At 73.7% G+C, this 15,983-nt stretch carries 13 protein-coding genes; 6 read left to right on the forward strand and 7 right to left on the reverse strand.

The annotated features are described in order from the left end of the window. Positions 1–16: 16 nt before the first annotated feature. Complete coding sequence (locus ACF08W_RS16015) at positions 17–748, forward strand: CDP-alcohol phosphatidyltransferase family protein (protein ID WP_392279590.1); 732 nt, start codon at positions 17–19, stop codon at positions 746–748. On the opposite strand, the gene ACF08W_RS16020 is transcribed toward ACF08W_RS16015, so the two are convergent. Continuing rightward, on the reverse strand, positions 723–1,163 hold the full coding sequence (locus tag ACF08W_RS16020) for an adenylyltransferase/cytidyltransferase family protein (RefSeq protein ID WP_352277892.1): 441 nt from the start codon (positions 1,161–1,163) through the stop codon (positions 723–725). The two genes, ACF08W_RS16015 and ACF08W_RS16020, sit on opposite strands and share 26 nt — an antisense overlap. 212 nt (positions 1,164–1,375) lie before the next feature. Between ACF08W_RS16020 and ACF08W_RS16025 the strand changes: the two genes are divergently transcribed. The 3 genes from ACF08W_RS16025 to ACF08W_RS16035 are packed head-to-tail and all read left to right on the forward strand — an operon-like array spanning position 1,376 to position 5,570. Next, positions 1,376–2,641, forward strand: a complete 1,266-nt coding sequence (locus ACF08W_RS16025) for a glycosyltransferase (RefSeq protein WP_352277893.1) — start codon at positions 1,376–1,378, stop codon at positions 2,639–2,641. Beyond that, on the forward strand, positions 2,638–4,314 hold the full coding sequence (locus ACF08W_RS16030; RefSeq protein WP_392279591.1) for a lipopolysaccharide biosynthesis protein: 1,677 nt from the start codon (positions 2,638–2,640) through the stop codon (positions 4,312–4,314). Before ACF08W_RS16025 ends, ACF08W_RS16030 begins: the two co-directional genes overlap by 4 nt. Beyond that, positions 4,311–5,570, forward strand: coding sequence for a hypothetical protein (locus tag ACF08W_RS16035; RefSeq protein WP_392279592.1), 1,260 nt, complete (start codon positions 4,311–4,313; stop codon positions 5,568–5,570). Before ACF08W_RS16030 ends, ACF08W_RS16035 begins: the two co-directional genes overlap by 4 nt. Here ACF08W_RS16035 and ACF08W_RS16040 read toward each other — a convergent pair. Next, positions 5,476–6,996 (reverse strand): hypothetical protein, encoded by a 1,521-nt coding sequence (locus tag ACF08W_RS16040; protein ID WP_392279593.1) that lies wholly within the window; start codon positions 6,994–6,996, stop codon positions 5,476–5,478. The two genes, ACF08W_RS16035 and ACF08W_RS16040, sit on opposite strands and share 95 nt — an antisense overlap. Before the next feature lie 144 nt (positions 6,997–7,140). Between ACF08W_RS16040 and ACF08W_RS16045 the strand changes: the two genes are divergently transcribed. Beyond that, positions 7,141–8,331, forward strand: a complete 1,191-nt coding sequence (locus ACF08W_RS16045; RefSeq protein ID WP_352277900.1) for a glycosyltransferase — start codon at positions 7,141–7,143, stop codon at positions 8,329–8,331. Here the strand turns inward: ACF08W_RS16045 and ACF08W_RS16050 are convergent. The 4 genes from ACF08W_RS16050 to gmd all read right to left on the reverse strand — a co-directional run bounded on the left by ACF08W_RS16050 (position 8,303) and on the right by gmd (position 13,176). After that, positions 8,303–9,130 carry a glycosyltransferase family 2 protein gene (locus ACF08W_RS16050; RefSeq protein ID WP_392279594.1) on the reverse strand — a complete coding sequence of 276 codons (828 nt, stop codon included), beginning with the start codon at positions 9,128–9,130 and terminating at the stop codon, positions 8,303–8,305. The genes ACF08W_RS16045 and ACF08W_RS16050 overlap by 29 nt on opposite strands. Further along, positions 9,127–9,825, reverse strand: a complete 699-nt coding sequence (locus ACF08W_RS16055; protein WP_392279595.1) for a hypothetical protein — start codon at positions 9,823–9,825, stop codon at positions 9,127–9,129. Before ACF08W_RS16055 ends, ACF08W_RS16050 begins: the two co-directional genes overlap by 4 nt. After that, positions 9,822–12,077, reverse strand: a complete 2,256-nt coding sequence (locus ACF08W_RS16060) for a LamG-like jellyroll fold domain-containing protein (RefSeq protein ID WP_392279596.1) — start codon at positions 12,075–12,077, stop codon at positions 9,822–9,824. Before ACF08W_RS16060 ends, ACF08W_RS16055 begins: the two co-directional genes overlap by 4 nt. An 85-nt stretch (positions 12,078–12,162) precedes the next feature. Then, entirely contained in the window at positions 12,163–13,176 is a 1,014-nt protein-coding gene (gene gmd, locus ACF08W_RS16065) for a GDP-mannose 4,6-dehydratase (RefSeq protein WP_352277905.1), read from the reverse strand. A gap of 129 nt (positions 13,177–13,305) precedes the next feature. Here gmd and ACF08W_RS16070 point away from each other — a divergent pair, with 129 nt between their 5' ends. Continuing rightward, entirely contained in the window at positions 13,306–14,289 is a 984-nt protein-coding gene (locus ACF08W_RS16070) for a GDP-L-fucose synthase family protein (protein ID WP_385212538.1), read from the forward strand. Positions 14,290–14,346: 57 nt separating this feature from the next. Here the strand turns inward: ACF08W_RS16070 and ACF08W_RS16075 are convergent, their stop codons facing one another. Next, entirely contained in the window at positions 14,347–15,960 is a 1,614-nt protein-coding gene (locus ACF08W_RS16075) for a sugar transferase (protein ID WP_385212536.1), read from the reverse strand. Positions 15,961–15,983: the final 23 nt, after the last annotated feature.

A 15,983-nucleotide genomic window follows, 5' to 3' on the forward strand; every position in this document is an offset into this window, starting at 1 on the left:
CGCTGGGGGGGGGCGGATGCGAAGCACGGGCACGGTTCTGCGTGAGCTGCGCGGCGCCCAGAAGACGGCCAGAGGGGTGTCGCTGTACTCGCGGTACGTGAACCGGCCTGTCGGCCGGCTGTTCGCCGCGGCCGCGTACCGCATCGGCCTGACACCCAACCACGTCACTCTGGTCAGCGCGGCGTTCACCTTCTCCGGGATCGCCGCGGTGGCGCTGGTCCGGCCCTCGGCCGGGCTCGCGCTCCTGGTCTACGCCGCCCTGGCCGTCGGCTTCGCCCTCGACTCCGCCGACGGGCAGCTGGCCCGGCTCACCGGCCGGGGCGGCCCGGACGGCGAGTGGCTGGACCATGTGGTGGACTGCGCCAAGATGATCCTGGTCCACACCGCCGTCCTGATCTCCTTCCAGCGGTACGGCGGGGTGCCCGGCACGGGCTGGCTGCTGCTGCCGCTGGGCTTCCTGTTCACCGCCGTACTGACCTTCTGCGCCGGGCTGCTGCGCGAACAGCTGGGCCGGGCGGCCGCCCGGCCGGGCGCGGGCACCGGCGCCGCCGCCCCGGCCTCCCGGCTGCGGGCGCTCGCCCTGCTGCCCGCCGACTACGGGGTCTTCTGCCTGGTGTTCCTGCTGCTCGGCGACCGCGACGCGTTCCGGACCGGCTACGCGGCCCTCGCCGCCGTGCACACGCTGTTCCTGGCGCTGTTCCTCGTCAAGTGGTTCCGGGAACTCAGAGCGCTCCGGACTGACGGCTGACGATCACCTCCAGCGCCCGGCGCAACTGGGTGCTGGAGGTGTGCACGGTGTACGGGAAGTAGACGACCTCCACGCCCACCGCGGCCAGGTCGCGTTCCAGCCGTTCTCCGCGCTCCGTGCCCCGCCAGTCGTCCCCCTTGAAGAGGACGTCGAACCGCACCTGCTGCCAGGTCTCCACCTTGTCCGGCACCGTCTCCACGAAGGCCGCGTCCACGTAGCGCACGCTGCGCACGATCTCCAGGCGTTCCGGCAGCGGTATCACCGGCCGATGGCCCTTGGCGCGTTCGGCCATCTCGTCGGAGACGACTCCGGCCACGAGGTAGTCGCACTGACCGCGGGCATGCCGCAGGATGTTGAGGTGCCCCACATGGAACAGGTCGTAGACCCCCGGCGCGTAGCCGACCCTGTGCACCATCCGTTCTCTCCCCCCACGGTGGGCGCGACACCCCGCCCCCGCACACGGGGTGTCCGGACATGCCGTCCGGTGCGACGGGATGTCGGCATCGGTGCTGATGGTCCAACGACCTTACTGTGAAGAACAGTTGCGCATCTCGTGAACGGATAAGCTCGCTTTTGGGACCGTTCCCCGCGGGGAACACGGAGGGTCCCGGGGGGAAGGCGAGCGCCATGACCGATGCCCAGCTTCACCGACCGTTCGACGGCCGCACCCTGCTGCTCGTCTCGACGAACTACGCGCCGGAGCTGACCGGCATCGGCCCGTACGCCGCCCAGCTCGCCGAGCACTGGGCCGCGGCCGGGGCCGACACCCACGTACTGGCCGGGATGCCGCACTACCCGTCCTGGCGGACCGACCCCGGGTACCGGGGGGTGCGGCGGGTCACCGAGGAGCGGGCCGGGGTCACCGTGCACCGGCGCCGGCACTACGTCCCGCCCCGCCAGAGCGCCCTGCGCCGGGCCCTGTTCGAGGCGACCGTGCTCGGCCACGGAGTGCTGTCGCCGCCGGACACGCCCCCGCCGGACGCGGTGGTCGCCCAGATCCCCAGCCTCGCCGGAGGCGTGCTCGGCGCCCGGCTGGCCGCCCGGCACCGGGCCCCCTACATCCCCGTCGTGCAGGACCTGATGGGCGCCGCCGCCGCGCAGAGCGGCATCCGGGGCGGAGGAAGGGCGGCGGCCCTGGCCTCGGCCGCCGAACGCCGCGCGCTGCGCTCCGCCACCCTGGTCGGCGTCATCCACGAGAGCTTCGTGCCCCGCGTCGCCGCGTACGGCGTGGACCCGGGCCGCATCCGCACCGTGCCCAACTGGTCGCACGTACCGACGCCTTCGGCCGACCGGGCCGCGACCCGGGCGCGCCTGGGCTGGGACGAGGGCACCCCGGTCGTGCTGCACTGCGGAAACATGGGGCTCAAACAGGGGCTGGAGGTACTGGTCGACGCCGCCCGGCTGGCCCCCGGGATACACGTGGTGCTCATGGGCGACGGCAACCAGCGCGAGACGCTGCGCGGACGCGCGGCGGGCCTGCGCAACCTCGACTTCCTGCCCCCCGCCGCCGAGGACGAGTTCACCGACGTCCTGGCCGCCGCCGATGTGCTCGTGGTGACCCAGCGGGCCTCCGTCCTCGACATGAGCGTCCCCTCCAAGCTGACCTCCTACTTCGTCTCGGGCCGCCCCGTGGTGGCCTCGGTCGCCGAGGGCGGCGGTACCGCCCAGGAGGTCCACCGCTCCGGAGCCGGCCTCCTGGTCGCCCCCGAGGACCCGGCGGCCCTCCTCTCGGCGGTACGCAACCTCGTCGAGGCCCCGGCCAGGGCGGACGCCCTCGGGGCCAACGGGCCGCAGTACGTCGCACGCCATCTGGGCCGGGAAGCGGGCCTGGCCCGCTTCGACGCCCTGCTCACCGAGGTCCTCGCGGACGCGCAAGGGAGACCACGCCGATGAACCAGCCGAACACCGCCCTGGAGGACCAGGACGAACCGGCGCTGCTGCGGGACCAGTTCCGCCAGCTGCTGCGCTACCGGACCCTGCTCGTCTCCGGAGTGGTCGCCGGTCTCCTCGGCGGCGGCTGGCTCGCCCTCGGCGGGGAGGACACCTACACCTCCACCGGCGAGGTCGTCGTACGCTCCGCCGCCTCGGACCCCTTCGCCGCCGGCGCCTCCGCCGACAAGGGCATCAACATCGGCTCGGAACGGCAGACCGCCGTCAGCGACACCGTGGGGACCCTGGCCGCCGCCAACCTGGCCCGGCAGGGCGACCGGGTGGAGGTGGAACCCCTGCTGTCCGGCCTCCAGGTCACCAACCCGCCCAACACCCTGGCCCTCCGCTTCGCCTACACCGGCGCCACCCCCGCTCTCGCCCAGCGGCGCGCCCAGGCACTGGCCGCCGCCTACCTGGAGATCCGGCAGCAGCGCACCGAGAACAGCATCGCCAACATGGTCGAGGGCTACCGCGCCCAGCTCGCCCCGCTCACCACCCAGCGCGACCAGCTGACGCAACAGACCGGCGGAAGCGGCGACGTGACCAGCGCGCGCGCCAACCTCGTCGTCTCGATCTCCGAACTCTCCCGGAAGATCTCCGAGCTGCGCGCCCTGGACACCACACCGGGCTATCTGACGAAGAAACCCGCCACCCCGACCGGACCCAGCGGCCCCTCCCTGCCGCTGCTGCTCGGACTCGGCGGCGTCGTCGGCAGCGCGCTCGGGCTGCTGCTGTCCTGGGTGCGGCTGGTCTTCGACCCGGCCGTACGCTCCACCCGGGAACTGGTCCGCTCGCTCGGCGCCCCCCTGCTCGGCACCCTGCCGAGGGAGCGCTCCGCGACCGGATCGCCCCTGGCCATCGGCCGCGGCGGCAGCCGGCTCGCCGAGGAGTACCGCGCGGTGGCCTTCCGGCTCGCCTACGACCCGTCCTTCGACCGGCGCCGCAGACTCCTGGTCACCGCCCCGCGCGGGGACGGCGCCGCCGCGTCCGCCGCCGCGGCCAACCTGGCCGCCGCCTTCGCCGAGATGGGCCGCGACGTCATCCTGGTCGAGGCGGATCTGCGCACCCCCGCCCTGGCCGCGAACCTCGGCCCCGCCGCCCAGGGCGTCCCGGCGCGCGGCATCAACCGGGGCGAGTGGTCCTGGCCCGCCGAGAGCCGGATGAACGTGGACGTGCCGGGCTCGGGCGCCTTCACCCTGATCGCGGGCCGCCGCACCGACAACGTGCCGCGTGCCCTGACCTCGGCCCTGGTCGGCCGCATCCTCGCCGAGGGCGACCGGCCCGGCGCCGTCGTCATCGTGCTGGCCCCGCCCGTCCTGGCCTACGCCGACGCCGTCGCACTGCTCGACCGGGTGGAGGGCGTCGTCGTGGTCTGCGACCAGCGCGAGGTGCACCGCGCCGACCTGGAACGCATCCGCGAGATCATCGCCGGGGCGGGCGGCTCGGTGCTCGGCGCCCTCCTCCACCCCGGCCTCGGCCGCCCCGAACGCCGGGCCCGCAGCCGCGCCGTCGGACACCGGGCGGGCGGCGGACGGCCGGACCGGCGGCACGGACCGGACGGCCACCCGGCGGACACCGGCGACCCCACCCAGACACTGGGCCTGCGCCCCTTCGACCCCGCCGCCGGACACAGATGAGGGCACGGACCGCGATCGTCTGCTCGGTCGCGGACCAGGGGGTGGCCGCCCTCACCAACATCCTGGTGCTGGTGAGCGCCGCCCGGATCTCCACCACGGCCGACTTCGCCCGCTTCTCGGCGGTCTACCTGGTCTTCACGGTCCTCCTCGGCGTCTCCGGCGCCCACACCGGCCAGCCGCTGGTGCTGCGGCGCGGCGACGGTCCGCAGGTGCGCGGCGCCTGCCGGTCGGCGGTCGCCTTCACCGTGCTCGCGGCGGCGGCGCTCGGCGTTCCGTCGGCCGGGATCTGCCTGCTGCTGCCCGGCGCCACCCCGGCCGCCCTGGCCGCCCTGGGAGCCGTACTCCCCGTCGTCCTGGGACAGGACGCCCTGCGGTACGCCTTCGCCACCCTGCACCGGCCGCACCTCGCGCTCGCCGGTGACACCCTCCGGCTGCTCTGCGTACTGGGCGCCCTCGCCGTACAACCGCACGGCGCCTCCGCCGCCCGGCTGGTGACCGTCTGGGGGCTGGCCACCCTGCCCGCCCTGCTGCTGTCGGCCGCGCTGCTCCACCGGGAGACGGCCGGGGCGCCGCTGCGGATCCGGGAGCCGCTGCGCCGGGACCGTCTGGGGCGGCGGTTCGTCGTGGAGTTCGGGGTGGGCAACGCCACCGCCCAGCTCTCCGTGCTCGGGCTCGGCACGGTCGGCGACCCGCTGGTGGTCGGCGCCCTGCGCGGCGCGACCACCCTCTTCGGGCCGCTGAACGTGCTCTACGCCTCGGCCACCGGCTTCGGCCCGCCGCTGCTCGGCCGCCTCGCCGACGACCGGAGCCGGATCCGGGCCGCCGCCCTGCTCTCGGCCGTCCTCGCGGTCACCGCCGCCGCCTGGGCCACCGCACTGGCGCTGCTGCCCGAACCGGCCGGCCGCCGGCTGCTCGGCGACACCTGGCCCGTCGCGGCCGCCCTGCTCCCGGCGACCGGCAGCCAGTACGCGGCGATGGCCGTCGGCACCTGCGGGCTGCTGGCCCTGCGGGTCCTCGACCCGCGCACCACCCTCGCCGTCCAGGTGGTCTTCTCGCTCACCGCCGTCGCCCTCCTCACCGGCGGGTACCTGCTCGGCGGGGTGCCGGGCGCCGCCTGGGGGCTCTGCCTCGGCTCGGTCTGCAAGGCGCTGGCCACCTGGATCAGGGTGGTCCGGACCGGGCGCCGGACCGCGGCCGGACTGCCGTCCCCCGACGCGGACGCCCGTCCCGTCCGCCCGGAGTCCGCAGGCTCATGACCAGCAGCAGGCACAGGGCCGCCACCGCGGGCTTCCCCGCCGCCTGCAACAGCGGGCCGCGCAGCAGGATGAAGGCGTACCCGGCGACGAACGGCACCGCCACCGCGAGAACACCGCCGGGCCCCGGCCCCGCCCGGGAGACGGCCCGCGCGTACCGCCGGTCGGTACGGGCGGCGGCGTACCCGATCAGCGCGAACGCGCCGGCCATGCCCGGAGCCCCGAAGTCCACCCAGATCTCGGCCCACAACGGCGCCGACAGGTTGGTCATGGTCATCCCCATCCACTGACCGACCCGCACCCCGGTGTCCTCCGGCTTGCCCTCCCACACCGAACGGGGCACGAAGAACAGGGCGGACCCCGCCAGTTGACGCCCGTAACCGTGGCCCCGGCCGTCCACCCAGGTGATGGCGTTGGCGAACATCACCGTCTGGTCGTAGTCCTTGGCGGCCAGCGGCTCGAACACCGACGACGACTCCACCGGCCGGTACCCGTCGCTGTCGTAGCGGAACCGGTCCGCGTACGGGAACAGCACCAGCGCCCCCACCACCCCCACGGCCAGCACCGAACGGTACATCGCCGCGCTGCTCGGGAACGCGGTGAACAGCAGCGAGACCAGCACCGTCAGGAACCAGTAACGGGCGTTGGAGAACGGATTGTTGACGACGACGTTGAGCGCCACCAGCCCGGCCCAGACCAGCACCGTCGACGGGGAACGCCGCGCCCGCCGCGAGGTCACCAGACGGCGGGTGAAGAACAGCAGCGCGAGCAGCGCCGGCACCGTGCCGAAACCCTTGAGGAAGGCGGACCCCACATTGGACTGCCCCGACACCACCCCGCTGGCCGCCACCGAGGCGCTGATCTCCTGACGGCTGCTGAAGAAGACCGCGGGCCCGCCGAGCTTCACGACGTAGTAGCCGCTCGCCGCGAACGCCAGCACCACCAGCACCCTCAGCCGTACCGGATGCGCCACCGCAGGACCGCGCCCCGGCCGTGGGGCCGGCCGCGCGCGCAGGGGCCGCCGGGACGCCAGCAGCGCCCCCAGGTCGAAGGCCGCACACCCCACCAGCACCAGCGCCACCGCCGTCACCAGGTCCGCCCGCGGCCCCACCAGCGGTGTGGGCGTACGCCCGAGCACGAGCTGGGTGAAGGGCGCCACCCCCATCGCGATGTACACGAACATCCAGAACACACCCTGCAGCAGCCGCCGCCGGGTGGAGAGGATCATCGTCGCGAGCCGCGCCCCCGCGTAGCAGGTCAGCACGAGCTGGAGCCAGTACGCGGCGTCCCGCGCCCCGTCGCCCGGCTGCGCGGCGACCACCGCCGGCAGGAAGCAGACCAGGGCGAGGATGAGGGGGATCGCCAGGGCGCGCGAGAGCATCGCCCACGACATGGGCTTCGCCGGTGGCGCCGCCTCCCGCGCGGACATCGTCTGCTCCCCGCCTCCATGGACCGGAGGGTCCGCGCACCATGGAGCCGCGTACCCGTGAACCGTGAACACTCTAACGAATCAACCCACTTGGGGTGTTTGGACGACTAGTCTCGGGGCGTCGGCCGAGGGCTGGAGGGCCTGGTGAAGATCCTGCACATCGTCACACTGCACACCCCGGACCACGCGTTCGGCGGACCGACCAGGGTGGCGCTCAATCTGTCGAAGGCCCAGCGGGCCGCAGGCCACGACGCCAGGATCATGGCACTCGCCGACGGATTCGACGGCCCGCCGCCCCGCACGGTCGAAGGCGTACCGGCCCACCTCTTCCCGGCCCGCCACCCGCTGCCCGCCTTCGAGGTCAGCGGCATCACCTCCGGCGCGCTGCTGCGCACCGCCCACCGGATGGCACGCGGCGCCGACATCGTCCACCTCCACCTGATGCGCGACCTGGTGACCCTCCCCGCCGGACTGCTCACCCTGGCCTCCGGCACGCCCCTGGTCGTCCAGACCCACGGCATGGTCGACCCCACCGAGAACCGGATCGCCCGGCTCACCGACCTGCTGGGCGTACGCCGCGTCCTGCGCGGCGCCGACGTCGTACTGCACCTCACCGAGACCGAGCGCCGCGAGGTGGAAGCGGTCGCCGCGCCGGTGCCGCCGGCCCGCGCCGTACGACTGGTCAACGGGGTGCGCCCGCAGCCGATCAAGCCCGCCCGGACCCCGGGGCGCCCGCCGACGGTCCTCTTCCTCGCCCGGGTGCAGCAGCGCAAGCGCCCCGAGGACTTCGTCGCCGCGATGCCCGAGGTCCTGGCCCGCCACCCCGACGCCCGCTTCGTGCTGGCCGGACCCGACACCGGGGCCCTGCCCGCCACCCTCCGGCTCGCCCGCCGGCTGGGCGTGGCGGACTCGCTCGACCAGGTGGGGCCGCTCGGCCACGAGGAGGTCCTGGCGGCGGGGCGGGCGGCCGATGTGTACGTGCTGCCCTCGATCGAGGAACCGCTCGGCGTCTCCGTCCTCGAAGCGATGTCGGTGGGCACCCCCGTGGTGATCACCCGCACCTGCGGGCTCGCCCCCGACGTGGCGCGCGCGGGCGCGGGCCGGGTGATCGACAGCCGGGTGGGCGAGGACGGGCAGAACGCGCACAAGGTCGCCACGGCCGTCCTGGAGCTGCTCGAACCGGAGGCCAACTCCAGTGCGGGGAAGGCCGCGTGGGAGCTGGTCAACGCGGACTTCACCATCGACGCCGTCGCCGAATCCCTCCGGCGGACCTACGAGGACGTGCTCCGCCGGAGGGACGGCCGGGTCAGGGGACGCGCCCCTCGCGGGACTTGAGCGCGATCTGCCAGCGGTAGAAGCTCATCGCCACCGCGAAGTCGAACCCCGCCCGCCCGTCGAGGAACCCCCGCCGGTAGACGTACATGTAGACGAAGGACACCAGCGGCTTGAACGGCGCCCGGTGGAACAACTGCCCCTGGCGCGACTTCGCCCGGCGCACCTGTTCCTTGACCTCGGGGTGGTGCTCCAGCCACGCCTCCCAGTCCGAGTAGCGGTTGTGCCGTTCGAACCAGGCGGCGACCGGGTCGAGGTCCTGGTGCTCGATCGGATGGCGCAGCGCCCCGACCTCGTCGGCGACCGGCTGGTAGTGCCCCTCGACCTCGCCGATGCCCGGTGCGTCGAGATCCGCCACCTCCGGGTACCGGCAGCGGGTCCGGTCGGTCAGCGACCGCTTGCGGATGGTGTAGCCGTGCCGCAGCCGCTTCCCGGCGAACCAGTAGCCGAGCGGGATGTCGTACGCGGCCGGCTTCGGCGTGCCGGGGTCGGCGAAGATCCGGCGCAGTTCGGCCAGCAGGCCGGGGCTGATCCGCTCGTCCCCGTCGAGCAGCAGGATCCAGTCCAGGTCCGTGCGGACATGGTCCAGGCACCACTGTTTCTTGCGCGGATGGCCGCCGTCCCAGGTGTACGTGACCACCTCGGCCCCGCACTCCTCGGCGATCTTCACCGTGTCGTCCGTGCTGTGCGAGTCCACGACGACGACCGCCTCGAAGTGGCCGAGCACCGAGCCGACCGCCTCGGCGATGTTGAGCCCCTCGTTCCTCGTGGGGATCGCCACGGCTATCGGAAGCTTCTTCATCCGAGGTCCCCTTCGGGCAGCCAGGCGTAGCAGCCTGTGGAGGTGAAGGCGCGGGCGCCACGGCCCAGGGTGAGGACGGTCCGCTTCCCGTCGTCGGTCCCGCCCCCTTCGGCGAGCGGGGTGCCGTCGGCGCCGGTGATCCGCCAGGCGCAGCCCTCGGTGGGGGAGACGACCCGGTAGCGGCCCGGCCGCAGCCGCGCGCCCTGGAACGTGCCGTCCGCGTATCCCCGGGCCGCGTCCCGCAGCAGGTCGCGGCGCTGGGGGCAGAGATGCTCGATCGCCGGCTCCGCGTCGGCGATCTCACCGGTCAGGAGCGCGCCGACCGCCACGTCCCGGTCGGCCTTCACCAGGTAGCGCAGCCGGTCGCAGGTCTCCTGGCCGGTCTGGAGCACGGCCGCCGGGTCCATGCCCCGGGGCACCCGGTCGGTCAGGTACTCCTTCTGCTTCCCGGTGAACGAACCGGTGGCCGGGGTGAGCTGCTCGACCGGGATCCTCGGCGGTTCGGTGGTGCGCGGGGCCGAGGGGTCTGCGGGGTCACCGGGAACGGAGGAGGCGGGCGGGGGCCGGGTCGCGCCGGTGCCGGCCGCCTCCGGCGCGCCGCCCGGGTGCGGGGCCGGGGGAGGCGACGAGCCGCAGGCGGCCAGCGCCGCCGTCAGGACGACGACGGCGGCACCGGCCCGGAACGGACCCCTCATCCGCTGGTCCTCAGTGCGTAGTGGGCACTGATCTGCGCACTGGTCAGCGCGGTCGGGTAGACGGCGGTCTCATCGACCTGACCGGCGAAGAAGGTGCTGGACGGCTTGTTCGGCCAGCCGTTCAGGTTGTCCCCGCCGACCCGCCAGTAGCCGTCGTACTTCTCGTTGGTGGTGTACTGGGTGGTCGAGGCGCGCAGCACCCCGTCGACGTACAGCGCCATTCCGCCGGTGCCCTGGGTGGCGACGACGTGGTGCCAGGCGCCGTTGTTGTACGCGGCGGGGGTGGTGATGGTGCGGGCGCTGCCGCTCTTCACGCCGAAGACCAGCTTCCCGTCGTCGCGCATGTAGATGTGCTTGTCGTACTGGGTGCTGTCCTGCATGGTCAGATTGCTGAAGCCGACGATCCGGCCGCCCGTGGTGGTCGTGGTCCGGAACCAGGTCTCCACGGAGAACTTGGCGGGCTGCGGGTGGCGCTTGTTGCTGTAGACGTACTGGCTGGTCCCGTTGAGGCCGAGCGCCGTGGACGGGCCCGCGACGGCGGCCGGGACCGCCTGCCGGGTGGGGGAGTTGCGGGCGAAGCCGTTGTCGCGGCCGCCGCCGGTGTCGCCGACGAACGTCGAGGGGTCGTCGTACCGCCAGTACAGCGAGGCGCCGTCGGAGAGGACCCTGGCCGGGTACTTCGCGGCGGCGGACGCCACGGTCGCGGAGACGGCGGGCGACTTGGCGCTGGTGTTGGTGCCGTCGCTCGCGGTGATCCGGTACGTGTGGGTCTCGCCCGGTGCCACGTCCGAGTCGGTCCACCTCAGCTGCGGCCGGTCCCAGAACACCGAGTAGCCGGTCGTGGTGTACACCGGGGTGGTCCCGCCGTCCCGGTAGATCCGGTAGGTGAGGGTGCCGTCGTCGGTGTCGAAACTGGCCTGCCAGTTCACCTCCACCTTGCCCGCGGCGACCGTGGAGACGCTGACGTTCGGCACCCAGGGCGCCCCGGTGTCCGGGCCGTCGGCGAACCGGGTCAGCCCCTGCTGGGCGGTGCCGTTGACGGTGGTGAACTCGCCGCCCACCCAGAGGTAGTGGTGACCGCCCTTGTCCGCCTGGGCCATCACCCTCGGCCCGACCGGCTCGCCGATGCCGTCGTTGGTGTCCGGGAACCAGGGCAGCAGGGTGGGATCGGTCACCGACTGGGCCAGCAGATGCTTGCGCGGCTGGTTGGGGAACTCGCCCATGGTGGCGCAGTCATGGGCGTGGGACCCGCTGTAGAGAACATCCTTGTACACCAGGACGGCCTGGGTCGCGCCGAGGCAGGTGTCCCGCCAGCGCTGCGCGAAGGTGCCCAGGTCCAGGGCGATCCGCCCGTCGAACACACCGCCCCCGGTGCCCTCGTTGGCGGTGTAGAAACCGGTGGCGTCGGTCGCCAGGTCCTTCACCACGGAGGCGTCGGGGATGAACCCGGCCGGATAGCTCTTGGCCACCGCCCCGGTCGTCGCGTCGACGACCGCCAGCGCGTGCGACGTGGTGCCGTTGACGGTGAAGAAGTCGCCGCCGAGCAGCACGTGCTTGCCGTCCGGGGTGAGCTCGACCGCCCGGCCCACCTCGTCGGTGTCCGCCTTCCACGGCTTCAGCGCGGCCGCCGTGGTGACCGCGGCGAACTTGTTCCTGGTCTGTCCGGCCACCGAGTTGAAGTCGCCCCCGAGATACACGGTGTCGGCGGTGACGCTCAGCGCCCGCACCGTCGCGGAGACGGCGAGCTTGAAGTCCTGGCGCGGGGTGCAGGTGGCGGTGTCGATCGCGGCGATGTTGCTGACCCCGACCCCGCTCACCGACCCGAACTGGCCGCCGACATACAGGGTCTTCTGATCCGGTGAGAGCGCCAGGGCGCGCACGGTGGCCGTCCCGGACGACAGGGTGAACGAGAGCCGGCAGTCGGTCGGTTCGCCCGTCGCGGCGTCGAAGGCGGCGAAGTTCACCGCCGGCTGCTCCGAGGTGCCGGCCGCCGCGCCGGGCGGGCGGACGGTGGAGAAGGTCCCGCCGGTGTAGACGACGCCGCTGGACGAACCGGCCATCGCCCAGACGATGCCGTTGGTCTGCCAGGTGGACAGGTCGTCCGCGGTCAGCGCGACCGGTGCGGTGAGGGCCGAGGCGGGCGAGGTCACCGACGCCGCGGCGGACAGGGCCCCGGCGAGCAGGGCGAGCGCCGCGGCCGCGGCACGCAGCCGGCCGGGCCCGGAGCGTCTGCGCCCCGTGGTTGCGTTCATCATTCGGCTCCGATGGTGAGAGCGAGCGGCGACCGGGCGGCCGCCGTCGGTGAGGGGCGCACAGCGGCGCCAGGGCCGCGAGGTCTCATCGGTCCACCCGCACGGACGCTCCGGCGAGCTGGTCGGACAACTGCCGGATGTCCGCCTCGACCATGATCCTGGCGAGCTCCCGGGACCGCACCACCGGTTTCCAGCCGAGCAGTTCCTCGGCCTTGGCGGCGTCCCCGATCAGGGCGTCCACTTCGCTGGGACGTTCGTACTTGGCGTCGTGGCGGACGTGTTCGCGCCAGTCGAGGCCCGCGTGCGCGAAGGCGTACTCCAGGAACCGCCGGACGCTGACGCCCTCGCCGGTGGCGACCACGTAGTCGTCCGGGGTGTCGCGCTGGAGCATCCGCCACATCGCCTCGACGTACTCGGGGGCGTACCCCCAGTCGCGGACCGCGTCCAGATTGCCCAGGTGGAGATGGGTCTGCAGGCCCGCCTTGATCCTGGCCACGCCCCGGGTGATCTTCCGGGTCACGAAGGTCTCGCCGCGGCGCGGGGACTCGTGGTTGAAGAGGATCCCGTTCACCGCGAACATGCCGTACGCCTCGCGGTAGTTGACGGTGGACCAGTACGAGTAGACCTTCGCGACGCTGTACGGGCTGCGCGGATGGAACGGGGTGCGCTCGTTCTGCGGCGGCGGGTTGGCGCCGAACATCTCGGACGACGACGCCTGGTAGACCCGGGTGTCGATCCCGCTGGCCCGGACCGCCTCCAGCAGTCGGACGGTACCGAGTCCGGTCACGTCCCCCGTGTACAGCGGGGCGTCGAACGAGACCCGGACATGCGACTGCGCGCCCAGGTTGTAGACCTCGTCCGGCCGGATGTCGCGCAGCAGGTTGACCAGCGCGACGCCGTCGGCGAGGTCGGCGTGGTGCAGCAGGAACGAGCGGTTCTCCTCCTCGGGTCCCTGGTAGATGTGGTCTATCCGCTCGGTGTTGAAGCTCGACGAGCGTCTGATCAGCCCATGGACCGTGTACCCCTTGTCGAGCAGCAGCTCGGCCAGGTACGAGCCGTCCTGGCCGGTCACGCCGGTGATGAGCGCGGTCTTCGCCACGATTCCCCCTTCTCCGGTCACCTCGGTGACCGTTGTCTCCGCACCGAATGCTTTCCGCCGGGATAGCCGCATCGGGCGATCCCCGGCAAGACGTCATCACCGACCGCGTCGACTGGCAGAATCCGGCCCATGACGACCGATCTCCCCGGCCGCCCCCGGGATTCCGCCCGTCCGCTGCTGCGATCCGGCGCGCGCGTCTTCGTCGCCGGGCACCGCGGCCTGGTCGGCTCGGCGGTGGCCCGCCGCCTGACCGCCGAGGGGTACGAGGTGCTCACCCGGGACCGCGACCGGCTGGATCTGCGCGACGGCGAACGGACCGGGGCGTTCCTCCGTTCCGCCCGGCCGGACGCCGTGGTGCTGGCCGCCGCCCGGGTCGGCGGGATCATGGCCAACAGCACGTACCCCGTGCAGTTCATCGAGGACAACCTGCGCATCCAGCTGAGCGTGATCGCCGGGGCGCACGCGGCCGGGACCGAACGGCTCCTCTTCCTCGGCTCCTCGTGCATCTACCCCCGGCTCGCCCCGCAGCCGATCCCCGAAAGCGCCCTGCTCACCGGCGCGTTGGAGCCGACGAACGAGCCGTACGCCATCGCCAAGATCGCCGGGATCACGCAGATCCGCTCCTACCGCAGGCAGTACGGCGCCTCCTACATCAGCGCCATGCCGACCAATCTCTACGGCCCCGGCGACACCTTCGACCTCGCGACCTCGCACGTACTGCCCGCGCTGATCCGCCGGTTCCACGAGGCCCGCGTCGGCGGCGCGCCGGAGGTCGTGCTCTGGGGGTCGGGGAGCCCGCGCCGGGAGTTCCTGCACGTCGACGACCTGGCCGCCGCCTGCCTGCTGCTGCTGGAGCGGTACGACGGCGACGAACCGGTCAACATCGGCTGCGGAAGCGATCTGACCATCCGCGAACTCGCCGGGCTCGTCGCGGATGTGACCGGATTTCGCGGGAAGGTCGGCTGGGACGCGGACAAGCCGGACGGCACCCCGCGCAAGCTGCTCGACGTCTCCCGCCTCACCGCCCTCGGCTTCGCGCCGCGGATCGCGCTGCGCGACGGGATCGCCGGGACCTACGCGTGGTGGCTGGAACAGCACGCCGACAAGGGGTGAGCGTCCGGGCGTGCCGTCCCGGGGCGCGGGGGCTCCTCGCATCGTCCGCCGCCGCTCTCAGTACGCCCCGCGGCCGTCGGCGACGGCGCGCAGCGTGCGGGCCATGAGTCCCATGTCCGTGGCCACCGACCAGTTGTCGACGTACCAGAGATCGAGGGAGACCGTCTCCTGCCAGGACAGGTCGGAGCGGCCGCTGACCTGCCAGAGGCCGGTCAGCCCCGGCCGCACCGCGAGGCGGCGCAGCTCGCGCTCGTCGTAGCGGGACACCTCGTCCGGCAGCGGGGGCCGGGGGCCGACCAGCGACATCTCGCCGCGGACCACATTGAGCAGCTGGGGCAGCTCGTCGAGCGAGGTACGGCGCAGCAGGCGGCCGACGGCGGTGACCCTGGGGTCGCGGCGCATCTTGAACATCGGGCCGTCGGTCTCGTTCTCGGCGGCCAGGCGCGGCTTGCGGCTCTCGGCGTCGAGGACCATCGTGCGGAACTTCCACATGGTGAAGGGCCGGTTGTTCCGGCCCTGGCGGATCTGGCGGTGGAAGACCGGACCGGCGGAGCCGAGCCGGACCGCCGCCCCGATCAGCACGAGCAACGGGGCCAGGGCCAGCAGGCCGAGGGCGGCGCCCAACCGGTCCACCACCGCCTTCACGACCGGCTGCGGCCCCCGGCGCAGCGGCGGCGCGATGTGCAGCAGGGTGAGCCCGGCCGCCTCGGCGGGCCGGACGCGGGCGGGCGCGAGGCCGGAGAGCCCCGGCAGGACGGACAACGGGAGCCCGCCGTCGTGCAGCCCCCAGGAGAGCCGGGTCAGCCGCTCCTCGGAGAGTTGGGGGCCGGGGACCACCAGGGCCAGGTCCGCGTCCTGGGCGAAGGCCCCGCCCAGGACGGTCGACACGTCGTCGTCGGCGGGCTGTGGGGCGAGGCGGCCCGGCACCGGCACCCCGCACCCCAGCGGCGCGCCCCCCACGGGCACCGCGGCCACGACCCGGTACGGATGGTCGGTCCGGGACGCGAGAGCCCGCACCGCCCGGTCCACCCCCGGCGCTTCACCGACCACCAGCACCCGCCGCACCGGGCCGTGCCGGTGTCCGGGCCGGGGCAGCCGCCGCAGGGCCTGCGCCGCGACGGAGGCGGGCAGGGCGGGCAGCACGGCCAGGACCGCCGTCCCGGGACCGACCGGATCGCCGGTCAGCCCGCGCAGTACGGCGAGCACGCCCATGAGCAGCAGCCAGTCACCGGCCGAGGCCAGGACTCCCGTGGCCCCGTCCGGCGGACGGTCGGCGTACCGGCCGCGTAACGCCCGCAGCCCCGACCAGAGCAGCGCGGCCGAGGCGACGGAGACGGCGAGCGGCGCGGGCGGCAGCCCCGCGGCGCGCAGCACCAGCCACGCGGGTATCCCCAGCCCGAGGAGCTCGGCGCCGAGGACTGCCGTCGGTGTGCCGGGTATGTGCTCGGGCGCCGTCGCCCCCTGGGGGGCCGGGCCGGTCCTGCGGCGGGGCCCGGCCGGTGTCCGCCGCCGGGGGTCGGTGCCGTTGGCCCGGGGCGGCTCCGGCAGCGGGTGCGGGCGCCGCACCCCGGGGGCTCTTGTCCGGATCGCGCCGGGCTGATTCGAACGAAGCACCCAGGCCGGTCCCGGCCGGGCCGACCTGTCCGCATCGGGTAGCTCGGCGTACCCCATGAACCCCCCAGTCGCCGTCGCAA

The sequence above is a fragment of the Streptomyces sp. NPDC015144 genome (assembly GCF_043079735.1).
Classification (GTDB): Bacteria; Actinomycetota; Actinomycetes; order Streptomycetales; family Streptomycetaceae; genus Streptomyces.